The 21,655-nt window shown below is 73.9% G+C and carries 15 protein-coding genes; 5 read left to right on the forward strand and 10 right to left on the reverse strand.

Features of this window, described 5'->3' with window-relative positions; translation table 11 throughout:
• Window positions 1-50: 50 nt before the first annotated feature.
• The 3 genes from ACGGZK_RS00630 to ACGGZK_RS00640 are packed head-to-tail and all read right to left on the reverse strand — an operon-like array spanning window position 51 to window position 8,368.
• Window positions 51-6,122 carry an Ig-like domain-containing protein gene (locus ACGGZK_RS00630; protein ID WP_395244341.1) on the reverse strand — a complete coding sequence of 2,024 codons (6,072 nt, stop codon included), beginning with the start codon at window positions 6,120-6,122 and terminating at the stop codon, window positions 51-53.
• The gene (locus tag ACGGZK_RS00635) at window positions 6,122-7,249 is read right to left on the reverse strand and encodes a serine/threonine-protein kinase (protein ID WP_395244342.1); all 1,128 of its coding nucleotides are present in this window, start codon (window positions 7,247-7,249) and stop codon (window positions 6,122-6,124) included. The genes ACGGZK_RS00630 and ACGGZK_RS00635 overlap by 1 nt, the downstream gene beginning before the upstream one ends.
• 48 nt (window positions 7,250-7,297) lie before the next feature.
• Window positions 7,298-8,368 (reverse strand): FHA domain-containing protein, encoded by a 1,071-nt coding sequence (locus ACGGZK_RS00640; RefSeq protein WP_395244343.1) that lies wholly within the window; start codon window positions 8,366-8,368, stop codon window positions 7,298-7,300.
• A gap of 44 nt (window positions 8,369-8,412) precedes the next feature.
• On the opposite strand from ACGGZK_RS00640, the gene ACGGZK_RS00645 reads away from it, so the two are divergent.
• Window positions 8,413-9,840 carry a cryptochrome/photolyase family protein gene (locus ACGGZK_RS00645; protein WP_395244344.1) on the forward strand — a complete coding sequence of 476 codons (1,428 nt, stop codon included), beginning with the start codon at window positions 8,413-8,415 and terminating at the stop codon, window positions 9,838-9,840.
• Here the strand turns inward: ACGGZK_RS00645 and ACGGZK_RS00650 are convergent.
• The 3 genes from ACGGZK_RS00650 to aceA all read right to left on the reverse strand — a co-directional run bounded on the left by ACGGZK_RS00650 (window position 9,777) and on the right by aceA (window position 13,632).
• Window positions 9,777-10,391: a GNAT family N-acetyltransferase gene (locus tag ACGGZK_RS00650; protein WP_395244345.1), complete on the reverse strand. Its 615-nt coding sequence runs from the start codon at window positions 10,389-10,391 to the stop codon at window positions 9,777-9,779. The two genes, ACGGZK_RS00645 and ACGGZK_RS00650, sit on opposite strands and share 64 nt — an antisense overlap.
• A gap of 150 nt (window positions 10,392-10,541) precedes the next feature.
• On the reverse strand, window positions 10,542-12,236 hold the full coding sequence (gene aceB, locus ACGGZK_RS00655; protein WP_395244346.1) for a malate synthase A: 1,695 nt from the start codon (window positions 12,234-12,236) through the stop codon (window positions 10,542-10,544).
• 61 nt (window positions 12,237-12,297) lie between these two features.
• Entirely contained in the window at window positions 12,298-13,632 is a 1,335-nt protein-coding gene (aceA, locus tag ACGGZK_RS00660) for an isocitrate lyase (RefSeq protein ID WP_395244347.1), read from the reverse strand.
• Between the two features lie 295 nt (window positions 13,633-13,927).
• Here aceA and ACGGZK_RS00665 point away from each other — a divergent pair, with 295 nt between their 5' ends.
• Both ACGGZK_RS00665 and ACGGZK_RS00670 read left to right on the forward strand, forming a co-directional pair.
• Entirely contained in the window at window positions 13,928-14,293 is a 366-nt protein-coding gene (locus ACGGZK_RS00665) for a PadR family transcriptional regulator (protein WP_395244348.1), read from the forward strand.
• Between the two features lies 1 nt (window position 14,294).
• Complete coding sequence (locus tag ACGGZK_RS00670; RefSeq protein WP_395244349.1) at window positions 14,295-15,779, forward strand: permease prefix domain 1-containing protein; 1,485 nt, start codon at window positions 14,295-14,297, stop codon at window positions 15,777-15,779.
• Between the two features lie 172 nt (window positions 15,780-15,951).
• On the opposite strand, the gene ACGGZK_RS00675 is transcribed toward ACGGZK_RS00670, so the two are convergent.
• Window positions 15,952-16,848: a hypothetical protein gene (locus ACGGZK_RS00675; protein WP_395244350.1), complete on the reverse strand. Its 897-nt coding sequence runs from the start codon at window positions 16,846-16,848 to the stop codon at window positions 15,952-15,954.
• Between the two features lie 233 nt (window positions 16,849-17,081).
• The gene (locus tag ACGGZK_RS00680) at window positions 17,082-18,122 is read right to left on the reverse strand and encodes a helix-turn-helix transcriptional regulator (RefSeq protein ID WP_395244351.1); all 1,041 of its coding nucleotides are present in this window, start codon (window positions 18,120-18,122) and stop codon (window positions 17,082-17,084) included.
• 82 nt (window positions 18,123-18,204) lie between these two features.
• Between ACGGZK_RS00680 and ACGGZK_RS00685 the strand changes: the two genes are divergently transcribed.
• Entirely contained in the window at window positions 18,205-18,639 is a 435-nt protein-coding gene (locus ACGGZK_RS00685) for a VOC family protein (protein ID WP_395244352.1), read from the forward strand.
• Window positions 18,640-18,757: 118 nt separating this feature from the next.
• On the opposite strand, the gene ACGGZK_RS00690 is transcribed toward ACGGZK_RS00685, so the two are convergent.
• Complete coding sequence (locus ACGGZK_RS00690) at window positions 18,758-19,618, reverse strand: NAD-dependent epimerase/dehydratase family protein (RefSeq protein WP_395244353.1); 861 nt, start codon at window positions 19,616-19,618, stop codon at window positions 18,758-18,760.
• 149 nt (window positions 19,619-19,767) lie between these two features.
• On the opposite strand from ACGGZK_RS00690, the gene ACGGZK_RS00695 reads away from it, so the two are divergent.
• The gene (locus ACGGZK_RS00695) at window positions 19,768-20,199 is read left to right on the forward strand and encodes a winged helix-turn-helix transcriptional regulator (protein WP_395244354.1); all 432 of its coding nucleotides are present in this window, start codon (window positions 19,768-19,770) and stop codon (window positions 20,197-20,199) included.
• Between the two features lie 59 nt (window positions 20,200-20,258).
• Here ACGGZK_RS00695 and ACGGZK_RS00700 read toward each other — a convergent pair whose 3' ends face one another.
• Window positions 20,259-21,617 carry a M20/M25/M40 family metallo-hydrolase gene (locus ACGGZK_RS00700; RefSeq protein WP_395244355.1) on the reverse strand — a complete coding sequence of 453 codons (1,359 nt, stop codon included), beginning with the start codon at window positions 21,615-21,617 and terminating at the stop codon, window positions 20,259-20,261.
• Window positions 21,618-21,655: the final 38 nt, after the last annotated feature.

Here is a 21,655-nt window from a genome sequence, read left to right on the forward strand (position 1 = left end):
GGGGTGGCTGTGGGGCCGGGTCGCGCGGGGGCGAGGGCTACTGGGTCGGGTCAGGGAGTGGTTCCGCCGGTGCCACCGGTGCCGCCGGTGCCGCCGGTGCCGCCGGTGGGCGGATCCGTCGGCCCGGGATCGGTGGGCGGGTCCGTCGGTCCGGGATCCGGCTGGCAGACGTCGACGACGTGACTCACCGCCGTGAGCCCCGCGTACTGCCCGGAGAATCGCACGGTGACGGTGGTCGTGAGCCCGTCGGCGGCGGGCACCCCGGTGGCGTTGTACGAGCCGGCGGCCGCCTGCGACACGATCACGGTGCCGTTGTCGACCGACCACACGCACTGGGTCGGGAAGGTGACGTCGACGGTCGTCGGCGCGCCGGTCCACGAGACGGCGGTCTCCCCCGTGCAGTTCGTGTTCGTCCAGCGGCACGCCCGCACGCGGACGTCGCCCGGCGCCTGCCCGGCGTTCAACGAGAACGACTGCTGCCACGACCCGTACAGGAAGTACTCGAGGTGGAACTTCGACGACGGCGTCGACACCGACGGTGCACTGCTGAGCGGGTACCGGTAGGTGGTGGACGTGCCGTCGCGCACGGCGGTCGTCGCGATCGCGTAGCTCGTGGTGCCGGTGGGCGGCGGCGCCGACGTGTAGGTGAGCGCGCGCACGGTGTTCGACTCGGCCAGGCCGAAGCCGTTGGTCGCGCAGGCCTTCACCTCGTACCACTCGTAGTCCTCGAGCCCGGCGAGCGCCGCCGACGTCGAGACGACGGCGTTGCCGTTCCCCGAGACGGTGAGGCCGCCCCCGGAGGCGTCGATGTCGCACCGCGGGGTCGAGCCGCGGTCCCAGGCGATGTAGGTCACCTCGGTGGGCAGCGCACTCCCGTTGCCGTCGACGTTCGCGTCGGACACCTGGATCGACGTGTTGCTCGTGGCGCCGGCCTGGATCGACGTCGTGAATCTCGGCGCGCCGGCCGCGACGACGGCGACGTTCGCCGACGCGCCGTCGGGCGAGCCGGCGATCGGCGGCTCGTAGACGCTGATCGGCACGACGGTGAGCAGCTGCGAGCCGGGTCGCAGGTCGAGGCGCACCGTCGTCACCGGTCCGGTGCGGTCGATCGTCTTCCACACCTGCTCGATGCGCAGCTGCCTCGTGTCGTCACTCGACTCGATCTGCAGCTCGACCACGGCGTTGTTCGTCGAGGTGCGGTTGCGCTCGTACACCGGCGTCGCCGTGACCCGGCCGATGCCGGGCGCCTGGTACGCCCAGGTCGTCACCGCGCTCGTGTCGACCGATTCGCCGACGGCGTTGACGGCGCGGGCGGTGAAGCTCGTGCGCGTGCCGTTCGCGAGCCCGCCGACGACGCAGCGGTACACGCCGGAGAGGCCGCTCGAGCAGTCGGCGCCCTGGTCTCGTCCGTCGCGGTAGATGCGCACGCCGGTGACCGGCGGGTGCGCACGCGCGGCCTCGCCGAGCGCGACCTCGAGGGTGACCCCGGTGCCGCTGTACGCGACCGTCGAGATGCTCGCGGGGCGCTGCGGATAGCCGAGCACGTCGATGGTGAGCGTGCCCTGGCCGGTGCGGTTCTGCGCGTCGCGCACGGTGAACGGCACCACGCAGGTGCCGCCGAAGGCGGTCTGGCCGCTCGGGAAGCTCGCGGTGACGGCGGTCGTGCCCGACATCGACACGGATGCCACGTCGCAGCGCACCCCGCCGCCGCCGGCGCCGATCGCCACGAGGGAGAGCCCCGCGCCGGTCTTGCCGGTGAAGGGGTCGTACTCGCCGCCGAGCCCCACGACGGGGATCGTGCAGGAGCCCGCGCTGACCGTGCACTCCTTGGTGAAGGTGGCGCCTCGCGGGGCGTCGGGCGGCGCGACGCCGACCACGAGCGTGATCGTCGCCGAGATGCCGCCGAACGCCGACACCGACACGGTCGCGCTCTCGCGGGTGCCGGGCACCGCGTCGGCCCGGGCCTCGAAGGCGACCTGGTCGCCGGAGGCGCGCATGAGGAACGAGGAGCCCGAGAACGAGACCCGGTAGTCGAGTGCGGCCCGGTCGCCGACGCGGCCGCCCTCCCAGGTGGTCATCGCGTCGTACAGGGCGATCGATTCGGTCGCCCCGGGCGCGACCGTGCGCGAGATCGCGCCGAGCTGGGCCTGCGGGTCCTTCGGCTGCACGTCGATCGGCACGGCCAGCGCCGACCAGCGCGACTGGCCCTGCAGGCGCACGGCGAGCAGGCACGTGTCGGTCCACGGGGCCTCCCGGCCGGCCTGGTACTCGGCCTTGCCCGAGCCGGCCGGGCGGCACGCCGAGTTCTGGCGCTGCACGGTGTACGGGCCGTCGCCGAGCTGCACCCGGTCGCCCGAGGCGAGGTCGAGGAGGTCGCGCACGTCGAACCCGGCGGTCTTCTCCTCGGCGACCTCGATCGGCTTCGCGTCGGCGCGGAGCTGCACCGGCAGGTCGTCGAACGCCGGGATGCGGAGCACGCCGTACGCGGCGACCTCGCCGTCGGCGGTGGCGACGCGGAACGGCACGAGGTCGCCCTTCGCCGGCAGCGTGCCCGAGATGCGCCAGCCGTCGACGGAGTACCGGCCGGCACCGGGCCCCCAGAGCTCGAGCCCGAGGGTCGACACGTCGCCCGTGGCCCACTCGACCTTGCCGCTCACCACGTCGAGGCCGGCCGACTCGAACTCGCCGCGGTTGCGGGCGGTGACGACGGTGTCGGCGACGACCAGGTGGTCGACCGACGCCTGCTCGCCGACGTTCACCACGATCAGGCCCTGCGCGGTCGACGACGTCGCCTTCGACTGCACGGTGTACAGGTACGAGTTCGTGCCGGCCACGTCGCCGGCGCGGATGACCGCGCGGCCCTCCTCGAGCGAGGTGGCCTCGTCGATGAGCGCGTCGAGCCGGTCGTACTCGGGCGAGGTCGCCGGCACGTTCGGCTGGATGCCGATCAGCTCGAGCTCGCCCAGCGCCGGGTCGCGGTCGTTCGCGAGCGGAGCGACGGTCACCGGGGTCTCGGCGCCGCGGGTGGTGCGCACGTAGTCGCTGAAGGTCACCGGGGCGGCGTCGGCGAGCTCGGCGTCGAGGACGCCGACGCGCACGATGCCCGTGCCCACCTCGCCGTCGGGGTCGCGCACGGTGTACTCGAACGAGAGCTGGCCGCCCGGCACCCCGACGCCGGGCGCGTGGTAGACGATCGTGTCGCCCTCGGCGCCGATCGTCGCGACGCCCGAGCCCACGGCCGGCTGGCCGACGGCGGTGAGGACCACCCGGTCGCCGTCGGGGTCGACGCCGTAGGCGGGCACGTCGATCTCGATCGACTGGCCGCTCAGCACCCTGGCGTTGAGCGCGGCCGGTCGCGGCGCCCGGTTGACGCCCGCCGGCAGCACGGTGACGGTGACGGTCGCGTGGTCGACGAGGTCCGGGTCGCTCTCGAGCGCCACGGCGTAGGTCAGCCGGTAGGTGCCCGCGGTCGGCGGCGCCACGTACCGCAGCACGTCGCCCGAGGCGAACGCGAGCTCGCCGTCGGCCTCCGACCCGACCACCCGGTGGTCGAGCAGGAGCCGGGCGCCGCGCGGGCTCACGTCGTTCGCGAGCACGTCGATGTCGGCGAGCGCACCGGCGCGCACGGTCACGCTGTCGGGCAGGGCGATCGGGGCGTCGTCGCCCGAGTCGGCGGCGAGGAAGACGCTCACGTCGCCGAACACGGCCGCACCCGTGCCGTCGGCGACCGTGACGCGCGCACGGCCGACGAGGGCCGGGGCATCCGCCGCGACCACGCCGCCCGCGATCGCGAGGCGGAGCTGCGAGGCCCCGACGATGCCGACGTTCAGGTCGCCGTTCGAGCTGGTCGCGTCGCTGAGCAGCAGCACCCGGCCGGTCGAGTTCTGCACGGCGCTCAGCACGTCGAGCGTGGTGTCCTCGCCGGGGCGCACGAACGCGGTGAGCGGTGCGATGGCGAGCGGCGTCGCCCGGTCGACCACGCTGTAGCGGATGGTCGCCGACTGCTCGGCCTGCGAGACCGAGTCGACGACCGTGTAGGTGACGGCGTGCTCGCCGGGCTCGGTGGCGCTGAGCTCGATCTCGCCGGCGGCGGCGTTCGGCGTCACCACGAGCCCCGAGGCCCCGCCGGCCGAGTCGACGGCGTCGAGCAGGCGGAAGGCGCCGGAGCCCCCGGTGACGTGGTCGGCGACCTTGACGGTGACGGTCTCACCGGCGCCGCCGGTGACGGCGATGGATGCGGCCGCGAGCGAGGACGACGCCGAGACCACGAGGTCGAGCGTCTTCTCGGCCGTCGCGCCGTTCGCGTCGGTGACGGTCACGACGACCGGGATCCGCGCCTCGTCGGCGTTGGGGTCGGTGTGCCGGATCGCCACCCGCCCGTCGGCGCGCGGCACGACGGTGACCGGCGCGCCGGGCTCGGCCGCGTGCGCGTCGGAGAGCACGAACGCGTCGCCCTCCGGGTCGACCCAGGCGTCGAGCACGGGCACGATCGCGGTGCCGCCGGGCAGCACCTGCGGGCTCGGCCACACCTGGCGGCACTCGGTGACGCCGCACCACTCGGCGGCGGAGTTCTGCGACGGGTCGACGACGGTGAGCGTGACCGTCGCGGGCGCCGAGGCGGCGGCGCCGTCGGACACGGCGTACTGGAACGTCGCCGATCCCGACTCGGCGGTCACGCGGACGGCGAGCGTCTGGCTGTCGCCGACGACGGTCACCTCGCCGAACCCGGGGTCGCTGAGCGGGGTCACCGACCCAGCGGCGATCGTCAGCACGTCGGCGCGGTTGGGGTCGTGGTCGTTGAGCAGCACCGGCAGGCGCACGAGCTGCCCGCTGCGCACGCCGAACTCGTCGGCCACGGCGACGGGCGGCTTCTGCTCGGCGACGTCGTCGACCAGGATGGTGCCCTGCTCGCGGTCCTCCTCGTCGTCGACGGCCCACTGCGCGAGCGGGATGGCCCGGCCGTCGGGCGCCGTCCAGAGCAGGCCGGTCGCGGTCTCGTTGAGCACGGCGCGGTCGCCGTTGGTGCGGAGCACCGGCGTGATCGCCGACGCCTGGCGGAGCGCGTCGTCGGAGATCTCGAGCGTGCGCACGCCGCCCGACCTCGTCCACATGGTGCCGCCCGCGTCGGAGAGCCAGGCCGCGACCTCCTCGCCGCCCGTGAGCCGCACCGGCTGGGCCGGGATGCCGGTGGCGTCGGCGACGCGATCGGCGGTGCGGTCGGCGGGGTCGATCGAGACGAGTCCCTTCCCGTCGGCGACGAGCACGGGGCCGGACAGCGTGGAGCCCTGCTGGATCACGGCATCGGCCTCGACGTCGACCTCGAACGGCTCGTCGCCGCCCTCGGCCCACGCCAGTCCGGCGCCGGGCTCGACGAGGATCCAGCGGCCCCCGACGATCGCGAGCAGCAGGCGGGCGTCGGCGGCCGGGGCCTCCGGCAGCTCGACGGCTCCGCCGACGAAGTCGCCGGCGTCGGCGTCGTACACGCGCACCGCGCCCTCGGCGGCCGAGTAGGCGGCGAGGCGGCCGCGCTCGTCGATCGCGACGGCGGATGCGGAGTACGCCTTCGCCGGCTCGGCGTCGTCGCCTTCGGCCTCCTCGGCGGCGAACGGATCGATGGTCGTCACGTTCGGCGTGCCGACCGTGCCGAGCGAGATGCGCCCGGTGTCGCTGCGATAGGCGAGGTACGCCCCGGCGGCGGCCAGCTCGCGCGTGCCCTCCGGCGTCGGGTCGGCGACGGGGCCGTCGTCGGAGGCGGCCGCGGTCTCGACGGCCGCGCCGTCGGCGGATGCCTCGACGAGGTCGCGCGGCTGCGCGGGGTCGATCGCCCAGCGCTCCCGGAGGCCGCCGCTGAACAGCACCCCGGTCGATCCGTCCTGCGCGACCGAGCTCGGGTCGGTCACCGACCGCACGGTGTCGAGCTCGGCGAGGTCGGTGTTCACGCGCCCGTAGCGGCCGTCGTCGCGGGTGACCCAGACCGCCGACTCGAGGCGCGGCACCTCCTGCGACTCGTAGCCGGCGCTCGTCACGGCGAGGGTCGTCACGACGCCGACGACGGCGACGGAGGCCACGAGGGCCGCGATGGTGCCGCGCCGCACTCGGCGGCGCTCGGGCGAGCGGGCCATCAGAGGAGCCCGGTGATCCGGCCGAGCACCACGAGGACGGCGACCGCGGCGACGCCGATGCCGGCGCCGATCAGCCCGGCGGCGACCGGTCGACGTGGTGCGGTCGTCGCGACGGGCAGGCCGTCGCGGTCGACCTCGGCGCCGACCCGCTTGGCGGCGCGAGCCGCGCGGCGCGAGGTCGAGGCGACGGTGGTGATCACGGGACCGCGCGCGGTCGAGTCGGCGAAGCGGACGGGCGCCGCGCCGGCCCACTCGGGTGCCGCGACCTCGAAGGCGGTGACGGGCTGGTGCAGCCGGTACTGCGCGTTGCGCAGCAGGTCGGCGAACGCGGCCATCGACGGCGGGCGCTTCGCGGGGTCGCGCGTGAGCGCAGCGGCGAGCAGCGCATCGACCTCCTGCGGGATGCCGGGGACGGGCACGCGCGCGTAGGAGGCCTTGACGATGCGCTTCACGAGCTGGTCGCTGGTGTTGCGCGAGCGGTCGTCGAGCTCGAACGGGCTGCGCCCGGCGAGCAGCGTGTACAGCGTGGCGCCGAGGCTCCAGACCTCGCTCGCGACGGTGCCGGTGACCTCCTCGCGGAGCACCTCGGGAGCGCTCCACGGCACCGACATCGCGAACACCTCGGCCTCGCCGGTCGCGTTGAGCGCCGCGGCGATGCCGAAGTCGGCGAGCACGGGGGCGCCGTAGGTGTTGAGCAGCACGTTCGACGGCTTGATGTCGCGGTGCAGCAGCCCGGCGCGGTGCGCGGTCTCGAGCGCGGCCGCGAGGCGGACGCCCACGTCGAGCACCTCGGCGACGCCGAGCGGGGCCTGCTTGTAGCGGGCCGCCATGGTGTCGGGGCAGTACTCCATCGCGAGGTACGGGCGCCCGTCGGCCGAGATGGACGCCTGGTAGATCGTCACGATGGCCGGATGCGTCGACAGCCGGGCCATGACGTCGGCCTCGGCGTTGAAGCTGCGGCGGACCTCGGGGTCGACGGCGTCGGCGCGCAGCACCTTCACTGCGGCGACGCGGCGCGGCATGTCCTGCTCGTAGAGGAACACGTCGGCGAAGCCACCGGACCCGAGCGGACGCACGTAGGTGAAGCCCGCGATGGCAGGGGGCGTCGCCGTTCGCCGTCTCGCCACCCTCGAGTCCTTCCGTGCCAGCTCTTCGGGCTGACCGACCCGTCGTGGTTAGCGAGGCCCCCCGGCCACCTCGACGGTCACGAGGTACGACTCACCGAGGTCGAGTATATCTCCAGCGGAGAGTACGATCCGTTCGCTGTGGATCAGCAGCCGGGGCGCTCGCGCACCCGACCGGACGATGGTCCCGTTCGTCGAGCCGAGGTCGACCGCGGCGACACCGGCGCCGTCCCATTCGACCTGCACGTGCCGGCCCGAGATCTCCCGCCGCGGCGACGGCGTGACGACGTGCACGGCGTTGCCCGTGCCCGGGTCGAGTCGCCGCCCGAAGACGACGGGCGGGCGGAGTTCGCTGCCGTCGGGCAGCCGCATGATCCAGTCGGCCGGCGCCGCCGTCGCGGGCGCGGTCGCGCGCGGCACGGCCGCGGGTTCGGCGGCGCTCGGCGCCTCCGCGACCGGCAGGGCCACCCGGCGCGGCTCCGGCGCCGCCGCCTCGATGCGCTCGCGCACGGCCTCTCGCACCGGCGAGCCGACGGCGCCGACCCCGTCGTCCGACGACGCGCCGTCGACCGGCTCGCCGGCGGCGAGAGCGCCGACGAGCCCGGCCTCGCCCGGCAGGTCGGGCAGCGTGATGGGCTGGGTCGAGACGTCCTCGGCGGGCCGGCGGACGCTCACGCGGGCCTGCGCCATGGCGATCTCGGTCGTGCGCACGACGCCGCGCTGCACGGGCAGGCGGTCGCCGCCTCCGCCGGGCTCGCCGATCGCGAGCCGCAGGCCGTCGATGCCGGATGCCTCGCCCACGACCCAGGCGCCGCCGCCCGGGCCGGAGAACTTCGTCGACGCGACGCCGTCCATCACCACGTCGACCGCGCCGCGCACGCCGACGTGCACGGCCCGCGCGTCCGGGTCGACGACCTCGACGATGCCGCAGTCGGGCGGCCCGCCGTCGAGGGCGAGCAGGTCGAGCACGTCCGCGAGCTCGGCCTGCTCGTTCTCGAGCAGCGCGTACAGCTCGCCGGCGAACTCGGCACCGGTGTCGTGCCCGAACAGCGTCACGAAGCGACCGGTGACGATCGCGAAGCCCGGCTTCGTGCCGATCGGGGCAGGGGCGTACTCGAACACAGGGAGAACTGTAACCCAGCGCCGGTCCGCGGTAGCGTGCCGGGATGACCGGCCGTCCGACCCTCGTGTGGTTCCGTGACGACCTCCGCGTCGCCGACCATCCGGCGCTGCACGCGGCGATCGAGCGCGGACGGCCCGTGGTGGCCGCCTACGTGCTCGACGAGGCATCCGCCGGGGTCCGCCCGCTCGGGGGCGCCGCGCGGTGGTGGCTGCACGGCTCGCTCGCCGCGCTCGCCGCCGACCTCGACGACCTCGGCATCCCGCTCGTGCTCCGCCGCGGACCGGCCGCACACGTCGTCCGAGACCTCGTCGCCGAGTCGGGCGCCGACGCGGTGACCTGGAACCGCCGGTACGGCGCCGCCGAGCGCGAGGTCGACTCCGGCCTGAAGGCGGGCCTGCGCGCCGAGGGCATCGAGGTGCGCAGCTTCCCGGCGTCGCTCCTGTACGAGCCGTGGACGATCCGCACCGGCGCGGGCGCGCCGTACGCCGTGTTCACGCCGTTCTGGCGGACCTGCCTCGCGGCCCCCGAGCCGAGGCATCCGCTGCCCGTGCCCTCCCCTGCCCGCAGCCACGCGGCCGGGGCCGGCGCCGGCCCCGGCGACGCCGCCGCCGTCCCGGACGGCGAGGCGCTCGAGGACTGGACGCTCCGCCCCACCGCGCCCGACTGGGCCGGCGGGCTGCGCGCGACGTGGACCCCCGGTGCCGCGGCGGCGCACCAACGGCTCGCCGAGTTCGTCGACGAGGAGGTCGACGACTACGCCGACGGCCGCGACCGGATGGGGCATCCGGTGGTCTCGCGCCTGTCGCCGCACCTGCGCTTCGGCGAGCTCAGCCCGTTCGAGGCCTGGGAGGCGGTGCGGCGCCGGCCCGGCGAGGGCGCGGCGCGGTTCCGCACCGAGCTCGGCTGGCGCGAGTTCGCCTGGCACGTCGCGTTCCACGCGGAGGACCTCGCCACGCGCAACCTGCGGCCCGAGTTCGACGCCTTCCCGTGGCCGCCGCTCGACCACGCGGCCCTCGAGGCCTGGCGGCACGGCCGCACCGGGGTCCCCCTCGTGGACGCGGGCATGCGCGAGCTCTGGGAGACCGGCTCGATGCACAACCGCGTGCGCATGGTGGTCGCCTCGTTCCTCGCGAAGCACCTGCGCATCGACTGGCGGCTCGGCGAGCAATGGTTCTGGGACACCCTCGTCGACGCCGACGCGGCCTCGAATCCGTTCAACTGGCAGTGGGTCGCCGGCTCGGGCGCCGACGCCGCGCCGTACTTCCGCGTGTTCAACCCGGAGGCCCAGGCGGCGAAGTTCGACCGCGACGGCGCCTACGTGCGGCGATGGGTGCCGGAGGCCGGCACCGACGCCTACCCGGAGCCGATCATCGACCTCGCCGAGGGGCGCCGGGCCGCGCTCGAGGGCTACGAGGCGGTCAAGTCCGCGGCCGCGGCCCTGCGGGCGGCCGGCGCGAGCGGCCGTTCGTAGACGAAGTCGTCCTCGTACCGGTCGCCCACGAGGAACCGCTTCAGGCCGACCCGCTCGAAGCCGTGCTTGCCGTAGAACCGCTGCGCGCGGGCGTTCTCCTGGTTCACGCCGAGCCAGACGCCGACGGGGCGCTCGGTCGCGCCCTCCTCCGCGTCGCTCGGCTCACCCCACTCGGCGGCGGCCGTCAGCGACGCGGCCATCAGCTCGGATGCCGCGCCCGACCCGTGCGCCCGCGGCAGGGTGTAGCACTTCGAGAGCTCGACCGTGGGCCGCAGCGTGATCGCGGCCGCGACGTCGGCATCGGACGGCTCCCCCAGCACGAGCATCGTGTACCCGAGGGCGCCGTGCTCGTCCTCCGCGACGAGCAGCAGCCGGCGCGGATCGTCGAGGTACTCCGCGAACCGCGCCTCCGACAGGTGCGCCGCGATGAACGCCCGCTTCGCCTCGTCGGTCGTGTGCGGCGGGCACGCCAACGGGAAGGTCACGGCCGCCACCTGGGCGAGCTCCGCCGCATCAGACTGGCCCGCGCGTCGCACCTGTACTCCGGTCACCGGGACACCCTACCCCCGTCGGAGGGCCACGCGGCGACCGCGGCGAGCCCACGCGGGCGGATGCCCCGGGCGCACGGATGCCCCGGCCGGAGGTCGTCCGGCCGGGGCATCCGCTCCCGCTTCCCCGCGGGAGTCCCGGTCACGTGCCGATCAGAAGTACCGCGCGTACGCGCCCACCGTCAGGAACGTCGGGAACTCGGGCTCGAGCGCGACCGTGCGGAACACCGAGATGGCGTCGTCGAACCGGTCGCCCTCGAAGCGCGGCAGCGCCGCGACCGCCGCGGCCATGAGCCGCACGATCGACGTCTGGTCGATGCGCGTGCCCTCGGCGGTGACCGTGTTCTCGTGCAGCCACTGCCACACCTGCGAGCGCGAGATCTCGGCGGTCGCGGCATCCTCCATCAGGTTGTCGATGGCCGCCGCGCCCGTGCCGCGCAGCCACGACTCGACGTAGCGGATCGCGATCGAGATGTTGTCCTGCACGCCCGCCTCGGTGACCTCGCCGCCGGCGGACGGGATGTCGAGCAGCTGCGCCGCCGTCACCTCGACGTCGTCGCGGAGGCGATCGACCTGGTTCGGCCGGTCCCCCAGCACCGCGTCGAACTCGGCGCGCGCCGTCGCGATGAGGTCGGGGTGGGCGACCCAGGTGCCGTCGAAGCCGTCGCCCGCCTCACGGCGCTTGTCGGCGGCGACCGCGGCGAGCGCCCGCTCGGTGACCTCGGGATCGCGACGGTTCGGGATGAACGCGCTCATGCCGCCGATGGCATGCGCTCCCCGCTTGTGGCAGGTCTGCACGAGCAGCTCGGTGTACGCCCGCATGAACGGCACGGTCATCGTGATCTGCTTGCGGTCGGGCAGCACCCACCGCCGTCCCCGGCAGCGGAAGGTCTTCACGATCGAGAAGATGTAGTCCCAGCGGCCGGCGTTCAGGCCCGCGCAGTGGTCGCGCAGTTCGTAGAGGATCTCGTCCATCTGGAACGCGGCCTGGATCGTCTCGATGAGCACGGTTGCGCGGACGGTGCCCTGCGGCAGGCCGAGGCGCTCCTGCGCGAACACGAAGATGTCGTTCCACAGCTTCGCCTCGCGGTGCGTCTCGAGCTTCGGCAGGTAGAAGTACGGGCCGCGGCCGAGCTCGACGAGCCGGCGTGCGTTGTGGAAGAAGTAGAGCCCGAAGTCGACCAGCGAGCCCGACGCGTGCATGTCGCGGCCGGAGCGGTCGTGGAACCGCACGTGGTTCTCGGTGAGGTGCCATCCGCGCGGCCGCATGACGATCGTCGGGGCATCCCGGATGTCCCGCTCGACGCGGTACTCCTTGCCCTCGGGGCTCGTGAACGACAGCTGCCCGCGCAGTGCGTCGAAGAGGCTGAGCTGCCCCTCGACGACGTTCGCCCAGGTGGGGCTCGTGGCGTCCTCCTGGTCGGCGAGCCAGACCTTCGCGCCCGAGTTCAGGGCGTTGATGGCCATCTTGCGGTCGGTCGGGCCGGTGATCTCGACCCGGCGGTCCTCGAGCCCGGGCGCCGCGCCGGCGACGCGCCACGTCGGGTCGCGCCGGATCCACTCGGTCTCCGGGAGGAACCTCGGGTCCCGCCCGTTCGCCGCGTCGACGCGGGTCTGCAGGCGCTCGGCGAGGAGCTCGTGCCGGGTGCCGGCGAACCGGTCGTGGAGCTCCGCGAGGAACTCGAGGGCGCCCGGCGTGAGGATCTCGTCGTACCGCTCGCGGAACGGCGCGGTCACCTCGATGCGGGGCTGGACGGTCTGGAAGCTCCCCGTCTGCGGGGCGGTGGGATCGGCCTGCGAGGCCGCCCGCGGCGGGGCATCCGTGCGGTCGATGGTGAGGGTGTTCATGATCGTCTCCTGTTCGGTGGTCGAGGAGCGCCGACGCGAAGCGACGACGCGTCTCGAGACCTCAGTGCTGGAACTGGTCTTCCTCGGTCGATCCGACGAGGGCGAGCGTCGCGCTGGTGGGGTTCAGCGCCGTGGCGATGCGGTCGAAGTAGCCGGTGCCCACCTCGCGCTGGTGGCGCGTGGCGGTGTACCCGGCGGCCTCGGAGGCGAATTCCGCCTCCTGAAGCTCGACGTAGGCCGACATGTGCCGCTCGCTGTACTCCTTCGCGAGGGTGAACATGCCGTGGTTCAGGGAGTGGAAGCCGGCGAGGGTGATGAACTGGAACGCGTAGCCCATCGAGGCGAGCTCCCGCTGGAACTTCGCGATCTGGTCGTCGTCGAGGTGACGCTTCCAGTTGAAGCTCGGCGAGCAGTTGTAGCTGAGCCGCTTGCCGGGGAACTTCGCGTGCACCGCCTCGGCGAACCGGCGGGCCAGGTCGAGGTCGGGCTCGGCCGACTCGACCCAGAGCAGGTCGGCGTACTCGGCGTAGGCGAGGCCGCGGGCGATGACCGGCTCGATGCCGTTCTGCACCTCGTAGAAGCCCTCGGCGGTGCGCTCGCCCGTGACGAACGGACGGTCGCGCTCGTCGTGGTCGCTCGTCAGCAGGGTCGCGGCGAGCGCGTCGGTGCGGGCGATGATGATCGTCGGCACGCCGGCGACGTCCGCCGCGAGGCGCGCCGCGTTCAGGGTGCGGATGTGCTGGCTCGTCGGCACGAGCACCTTGCCGCCCATGTGGCCGCACTTCTTCTCGCTGGCGAGCTGGTCCTCCCAGTGCACGCCGGCCGCGCCCGCCTCGATCATCTGGTGCATGAGCTCGTAGGCGTTCAGCGGGCCGCCGAAGCCGGCCTCGGCGTCGGCGACGATCGGGGCCATCCAGTCGCGGTCGCCATCGGGGCCCGCCGCGCCCTGCTCGACCTGCCCGGCGCGCAGCAGTGCGTTGTTGATGCGGCGCACGACCGCCGGCACCGAGTTGGCCGGGTACAGCGACTGGTCGGGGTAGGTCTGGCCCGACAGGTTCGCGTCGGCCGCGACCTGCCAGCCCGAGAGGTAGATCGCCTTGAGGCCGGCGCGCACCTGCTGCACGGCCTGGTTGCCGGTGAGGGCGCCGAGGGCGGCCGACCACTCCGGGTCGTCCATGCGCTCGAACGCGGTGCCGGTGTTCCGCCGGATGTCCTCCCACAGCTTCTCCGCGCCGCGCCGCGCGAGCGTGCGCTCCTCGCGGACCGGGCCGCGGAGGCTGACGACGTCCTCGGCCGTGTAGTCGCGGCGGATGTCGTTCCAGCGCGGGTCGGCGCTCCACTCGAGCTCGAGCTCGGCTGCGGTCTGGGTCTGGTCGCCGGGGCGGATGGTGCTCATCGTCGTGCTCCTCATCGTGGGTCCGGATGCCTCGTGCCGGGGCATCCGCTGGCCTGTGTGAACCACCCTGCGCCCGACGCGGCGGGCCGACCCGACGTTCCGGGGGGTGAACTTCCGCGGGATTTCCGCGCCGGAGAACAACCGCCGTGAACGGAACCGGAGGCCGCCCGCGCTCGACGGTGGGCGGCTGCGGTGATACCTTGTGGATCTAGGTACCTTGTAGTTCGGGGTATCTGACAGACCGAGGTATGCGGATGTCCCGCCGGGGCATCCGCCCGCTGGAAGGAAGTGCGGCATGCGCATCGGCAAGGACCTCGTGGCGGCCGCCGCCACGCCCGTGGTCCTCGGCATCCTCGCCGAGGGCGAGTCGTACGGGTACGCGATCCTGCAACGGATCACCGACCTCTCCGACGGACAGCTCGAGTGGAGCGACGGCATGCTCTACCCGCTGCTGCACCGGCTCGAGCGGCTCGGGCACGTGCGCAGCGAATGGCGGCAGTCCGACGCCGGGCGGCCGCGCAAGCACTACCGGCTCAGCGAGCAGGGCGCCGCGGCGCTCGACGAGCAGCACCGTCAGTGGGCCGTCGTCGCCGGCGTGCTCGGCAAGGTGTGGCCCGACGGGGGCGGACCCCGCCCGAGCCTCGCGTTCGGAGGGGCCTGAGATGGCGGGCGACGGCGGGTCGACCACCGAGCTCGACACCCTCATCGCCTCGTGGCGCCAGTGGATGGAACGCCGCGACGCGGTCTCCGCGGCCGACGTCGACGAGCTCGAAGGACACCTTCGCGACCAGGTCGAGCACCTCTCGCTCGGCGGGCTCGCCGACGACGAGGCGTTCCTCGTCGCCGTGAAGCGGCTCGGCAGCATCGACGAGCTCTCGCGCGAGTACGCCCGTGAGCACTCCGAACGGCTGTGGAAGCAGCTCGTGCTCTCGAGCGGGCCGGACGAACGCGGGGATGACCGGGCCGGCGGATCCGCGGGCGGGGCGTCCGCGGGCGGGGCGTCGGTGGGCGGGGCATCTGTGGGCGGGCGCGCGGTTCCGTTGCTCCGGCGCGCGAACGGGCTCGGGGTCGCACTGCTGCTCGGCGTCGGGGCCGGGCTCGCGGTGAAGTCCGCCGAGCTCCTCGGCGCCGACGGCGCCTTCCTCCTCCACAACGCCGCGCTGCTCGTACTGCCGTTCCTCGTCGCCTGGTTCGCGTGGCGCCACCGTCCGCCGATCGGCGCGATCGCCGCGATCGCCGGTGCGTTCGCCCTCTTCGCGCTCGTGCTGAACCTGTACCCGTTCGCCCCCGCCACCGACACCAACGTGTACGCCTTCGGGGAGCCCGTCGCCGCGACCGAGGTGCTCGCGTCGGTGCACGCCGCCGTCGCGCTCTGGCTCGTCTCCGGCGTCGCCTACGTGGGCGGGCGGTGGCGCACGAGCGCCGACCGCATGGACTTCGTGCGGTTCAGCGGCGAATGGCTCGTCTACTACGTGCTCATCGCGCTCGTCGGCGGCGCGCTGTCGGCGCTCACGATCGGCGTGTTCTCGACGATCGGCGTGGACGTCGCCTGGTTCTTCGACCAGTGGGTGCTGCCGTGCGCGATCCCGGGCGCCGTGCTCGTCGCGGCATGGCTCGTCGACGCCAAGCAGCGCGTGATCGAGAACATCGCGCCCGTGCTCACGAAGGTGTTCACCCCGCTGTTCACGCTCATGCTGCTCGCGCTCATCGTGGCCGCGGTGCTGCAGTGGAATGTCGTCGACGCCGAGCGCGAACTGCTCATCGCGTTCGACCTCGTGCTGGTCGTGGTGCTCGGGCTCCTCGTGTACTCGTACTCGTCGCACGACCCGCTGGCGCGACCCGGGTGGTTCGACCGGATCCAGCTCGTCATGCTGGTCGCGGCGCTCATCGTCGACCTGTTCGTGCTCGTCGCGATGGTCGGGCGCACCGGCGAGTTCGGGTGGAGCGCGAACAAGACGGCGTCGCTCGGCCTGAACCTGATCCTGCTGGTCAACCTCGCGTGGTCGGCGTGGCTCCAGCTCGGGTTCGTCCGCGGCCGGACGCCGTTCGACCGGCTCGAGCGCTGGCAGACCGGGTACCTGCCGATCTACCTCGCCTGGGCGGCGATCGTCGTGGTGGCGTTCCCGCCGGTGTTCGGGTTCGCCTGACGCCCCGGCACCCTGACGCCCTGGCATCTGCGTCGCGCGGACGCGAATCGTCGCTCCGGCTCGATCGAAGCGACGATTCGCGTCCGCGTCCGCGTTCGGAACGCCTGGGGCGGGGCGGGGCGGGGCGGGGCGGGCGCGGAGCGGGGTGGGGCGGGAAGGGTGGCGGCACGGGTCAGCGTCGCCAGCCCCGGTCGGCGAGGGCGTGCCCGACCCGGTCGACGAGCTCCGCAGCCGACATCTGCTTGGTGACCCTGATCACGATCCAGCCGTCGGCCACGAGGTCGTTGAGCCGCGCCACGTCGACGGCCCACTGCCGCGGGTCGAGGAGGTGCTGCTCGCCGTCGTACTCGACCAGGACGCGATGGGCACGGAACACGAGGTCGCCGCGCGTCCTTCGACCCGATCGCAGCTCGATCACCGTGTTGAGCTCCGGCTCAGGCAGGCCGGCTTCGAGCAGGCGCAAGCGGGCGAGCGACTCGCGGCGCGAGAACGAGCCCGCCCGGAGCGCCGGTCGCGCCAGCCGGAGTCGACCCGCCCCCGGCCGCCGTCCGTGGCGGCCGATCGCCGCATCGATCTCGGCCGAGGTCGCGAGCGCCTCGGGCAACCCGAGCAGGCGGTCGCCGGCGGCGATGAGATCGTCCCGCTGGAGTGCCGACGCCAGCGAGCACCAGGTATCGGACGCACTCAGCACCGGCATCCCGCCGATCCGAACCACCAGCGGGCGGGCGGTCGACGAATGCCCGGCGACGCCGCGACCTCGGGCCGCTCGACCCCCGACCACGGAGGCGACGTGCAGGCGCGGGTCGCGCTCGACCGCCCAGGGAAGCGGGATACCGTGGAGCATCGCGGCCGTCGCATGGGAGAACGCGCTCTGCGGATCCATCACGACGGCGTATGCGCGACACCGGTCGAGCAGGTCCCTCGGCGCGGTCGCCGTGCGGACCCCGTGGAACGGCGCATCCAGGTCGGTCGCCCGCATCCGACGCTCGGTGAGCCCACCCGCGCGAGCCTCGGAGACGGCGAACGGGCGGCGGTCGAACGGGGCGGGCAACGGTTCGGGTCGACGCATCCCCGTATCGTTCCGGCCCGGAACCGCCGGCGAGATGTCCGGCGGCGACCCGTGCACCCGCCGGTCCCTCCACAGCTCCTCGCGGACGAGTCCGCGGACTCGCGCGGACGCGGTCCCGCACGGAGCACGGACGCGAATCGTCGGAATGCGCGCACCGGAACGACCATTCGCGTCCGCGCGCAAGGCACGCGGGGCACGCGGGGCACGCGGGGGCGCGGCACGCGCGGCGCGCGTCAGCGCGCGGGTGCCGGCGCGCCGTGCCGGCGGGCGAGCTCGGCGCCGAGCACCGCGAGCGCCGCTCGCAGCGACTGGGGCGACGTCACCTCGACGACCTCGCCCCACCCTGCGAGGCGGCGCAGCAGCACCTGCTCGGTCGGAGCGTCGAGCACCATCGGGATGCGGCCGTCGGGCGGGAGGGCATCGGGTGCACCGGCCCGGTCGACGGGACGCGCCCCGGTCCAGCCGGCGAACTCCTCGGCGGCGGGCGGGTCCACGAGCACCTCGGCGCGGGCCTGCCCGCGCACGCCCTCGACGACGACGGATGCCTCGGCCCACGCGGTGGCGAGGTCGAAGCCGTCGGGCGGCTCGAAGCCCTCGTCATCGAGCTCGACCCGTGACATCCGGTCGACGCGGTACGTGCGGATCGCGGGCGCATCCACGAGGGCACCCGGCGCATTGGCCGAGGCATCCGCAGAGGCATCCGCCGGCAGCCCCAGCAGGTAGCGCACGCCCGCCTTGTCCACGAGCCCGAGCGGCGCGACGCGGCGCGACCGCGGCTCGCGGCCCCACGCGGCGTAGCCGAACCGCACATGCCGGCGGTCGACGATCGCGCGTTCGAGCACGTCGAGCCCCTCCGGGCGGCTGCCGCCGCTGCTCGGGGACGGCTCGGCACCCCACCGCCCGGGATCGACGACCACGGCATCCGCCGCGGCCTGCGCCTCGTCGCGGAAGGTCGCCGGGAGCGCCCGAAGCACCTTCCGGAGCGCGGAGCGGGCCTCGGATGACTCCCCCACCCGCGGTCCGAGCAGGAGGAACAGCGCCCGCGCCTCCGACGCCGTGAAGCCCGACAGGTCGGTACGGCCCTCGCCGAGCAACTGCCACCCGCCGCCCCGCCCGGGCTGCGGGTAGACCGGCACCCCGGCCCCGGACAGCGCGACGAGGTCGCGTCGGGCGGTCGCGACCGACACCTCGAGCTCCTCGGCGATCTCGGCGGCCGTCACGCGGCCGCGCGCCTGCATGAGCAGGAGGGTGGCCACGAGACGGTCGGCGCGCATGCTCCGATTCTCCTCGGAAAAGTGGTCAGAAGGTGAGCACTTCTGTGTTCGATCATGGAACCAACGAACAAGGGAGACCATCATGCTGCGAGGCATCGCCACCGTGAACGTGTACGTCGAGGACCCGGCGCAGGCCGCCGCCTGGTACGCCGAGGTGCTCGGGATCGAGCCGTACTTCAGCCGCCCCGGGCCCGACGGCCGGGCGGCCTACGTCGAGTTCCGCATCGGCGACCACCAGCAGGAGTTCGGCTTCATCGACCGCCGCTGGGCGCCGCCGGCGCTCGCGACCACCGCCGTCGGAGCTCCGGCCGGGCCGATCATGCACTGGCACGTCGACGACCTCGAGGGCTCGCTCGCGCGGCTCATCGAGCTCGGCGCGACGCCGCTCCTGCCGGTCACCGAGCACGGCCCGGGCTTCGTGACCGCGTCGGTCGTCGACCCGTTCGGCAACGTGCTCGGCATCATGACGAACGTGCACTACCTCGACGTGCTCGGCGAGCGCGTGGCATCCGCCTGACGCGCCGCGCCCGCGCGTCCTCCTGCGCCGCGCGAGGACGCGAATGGTCGCTTCCCGACTGTGGAAGCGACCATTCGAGTCCGTGCGATGGGGTCCGCGCAGCGTGAGGCGGGCTGGTTCAGGCGGCGGATGCCTCGCGCTCGACCTCGTCGAGCACGGACGTGTGCTCGGGCGTCCAGCCGAGCGAGCGGGCCTTCGCGCCGCTCGCCGCCTGGTCGAGCAGGAGCGCGTCGGCGAACGCGGCGCCGAACCGGGCGCGGGCGTCGTCGGGCGTCTCGGCCGCGACGCCGGCCGGGCCCGCGACGGCCTCGGCGATCTCGCGCACGGTCGGTGCGGAGCCGTCGACGGCGAGCACGCGGCCGAGCGCGGTCGGGTGCTCGAGCACGATCCGGTACAGCTTCGCGAGGTCGTCGACGTGCACCCACGTCCAGCGCTGCGAGCCGTCGCCGACGAGCGTCAGCGCGCCCGACGCGGTGCGCGGCGCGTCGGTGATGACGCCGAGCAGGCCGCGGTCGCGGCCGTAGACGACGGCCGGTGCGAGCACGGTCGCCGACACGCCGGAGCCGAGGAGTCGCTCCTCGAGGGGCACGCGCCAGGCGACGAGGTCCGGCGCGTCGAGCGGGCCGTCCTCCGTGAGGTCGCCGCCCGCGCCGAACTCCCAGACGCCGCTGGTGAGCACGAAGCGCTTGCCGGTGCCGGCGTACGCGGTGATCGCGGCATCGATCACGGCCGCGTTCAGCGCGTCGGCCCCGGCATCGGGCGCCGCGGCGTGGATCGCGCCGTCGGCCTCCGCGAGCGCGGCGGCCAGCCACGCGGCATCCGCGAGGTCGCCCTGGAGCGCGCGCGCCCCGCGCTCGGCGACGGCGGCGGCGGATGCCTCGCTCCGCACGACGGCGACGACGTCATGGCCTGCGGCGACGAGCTCGTCGAGGACGGCCGACCCGATGTACCCGGTTGCCCCGGTCAGTAGAATGCTCATGGCGCCAACGGTATGGAATGGATACCGGTTACTTCAACGGAACTTCCCTCCGGGGTACCGGGGGCGTCACACACCGCCACCGGGCGTCGCGAACGACGACGACGGTCGACACGCCACCGCACCGCACCGCACCGAACCGAGGAGGCGACATGCCCAGCACCAGCCCCGCCCAGATCGAGCGGCACCGCTCCCCAGCCGCGGCGCCCCTCGGCGGCCCCTGCGACACGACCGCGATGGACGTGCTCAGCCCCGACTGCCCGAGTCGCGTCGTGTTCGGGCGCATCGGCGAGCGCTGGAGCATGTTCGTCATCCTCGCCCTCTCGGGCGGCACGCTGCGGTTCACGCAGCTCCGTGCGAAGGTCGGCGTCGTGACGCCGAAGGTCCTCACCGAGACCCTCCGTGCCCTCGAGGGCGACGGGCTCATCGCCCGGCGCGAGTTCGCCGAGGCACCGCCGCGGGTCGAGTACTCCCTCACCCCGCTCGGCGTCTCGCTGCTGGAACCCATCCAGGCGATGCGCGTCTGGGCGGAGGCGCACGTGCCCGAGGTGCTCGCCTCCCGCGAGCGGCACGCGACGCGGTAGGCCGGGGCAGGCGAGGGGGCGGGACATCCGCTCGGATGCCCCGCCCCTCGCTGCTCGCGCTACTTCGCCGACAGCTTCCGGATGAACAGCGTCTGCGCGACGATCATCCGCTCGATCTCCTTCGGGTCGACCGACTCGTCGGAGGCGTGGATGCGCGCCTTCGCCGTGTCCTCCGCGCCCCACAGGATGATGGCCGCGTCGGGCGACACCTTCTGCAGCGAGGCGACGAGCGGGATGGATGCCCCGCTGCCGATCGACTCGACCTCGGCGCCGTACGCCTCGCGGAGGGCGTCGTCGGCGGCCACGATCGCCGGGTGCGACTCGTCGACCGCGAACGCGTGGCCGACCTTCACCCGCTCGACCTCGACCTCGACGTTCCACGGGCGCTGCGAGCGCAGGTGCGCCATGAGCGCCTCGAGCTGCGCCTCGCCGTCGGATCCGGGCACGATGCGCATCGAGAGCTTCGCCGTCACCTCGGGCAGCAGCACGTTCGAGGCCTCCTGCGTGTTCGGCAGGTCCATGCCGAGCACCGTCACCGAGGGCTTGGCCCAGAGGCGGTCGGAGAGCGACCCGGTGCCGAGGAATTCCACGCCGGGCAGGATCGCCGAGCCGGCGCGGTAGACCTGCTCGTCCATCTCCGCGCCCGGCCACGTGCCGTCGGCACCGTCGACGCCCGGGATCACGGTGTTGCCGTGCTCGTCGTGGAGGGTGTCGAGGATGCGGATGAGCGCGGTCAGCGCGTCGGGCGCCGCGCCGCCGAACAGGCCCGAGTGCACCGGGTTCGCGAGCGACCGGACCGTGATCGTGCACGCGACGTCGCCGCGGAGCGCGGTCGTGAGCCCGGGCTTGCCGACCTCCTGCGGGCCGATGTCGCCGATGACGTACGCGTCGGCCGCGAACCGCTCGGGGTTCGCCTCGACGAACGCCTCGAGGTGCGAGATCGTCTCCTCCTCGCCCTCGACGAGGAGCTTCACGCGGCAGGGGCGATCGGGGCCGAGGAGCTTCAGCGTGCCGTAGTGCATCACGAGGCCCGACTTGTCGTCGGCGGCGCCGCGCCCGTAGATACGGCCGTCGTCCTTCGTCGTCGGCTCGAACGGCTCGCTCGACCAGTTCTGGCTCGGCGGCGCCGGTTGCACGTCGTAGTGCGCGTAGAGCAGCACCGTCGGCGACCCCTCGGGTCCGGGCAGGTCGGCGTAGACGCACGGGTAGCCGTCGGGCACGTCGAGCAGCTCGACGCCGGTCGCGCCGGCCGCCTCGAAGAGTTCGACCACGGCCTGCCCCATCCGGTGCACCGGTTCGGGGTCGAAGCCGGGGAACGCGATCGACGGGATGCGCACGAGGTGCTCGAGCCGTTCGATCACCTCCGGCATGAGGTCGGCGGCCGCCTTCGCGAGTTCGGGCGAGGACGAGTCGGTCATGGATGTTCCTTCCTGCTCGGACGTTCCGGCCGGTGCGC

This window comes from Agromyces sp. MMS24-K17, assembly GCF_043950245.1.
Lineage (GTDB): Bacteria > Actinomycetota > Actinomycetes > Actinomycetales > Microbacteriaceae > Agromyces.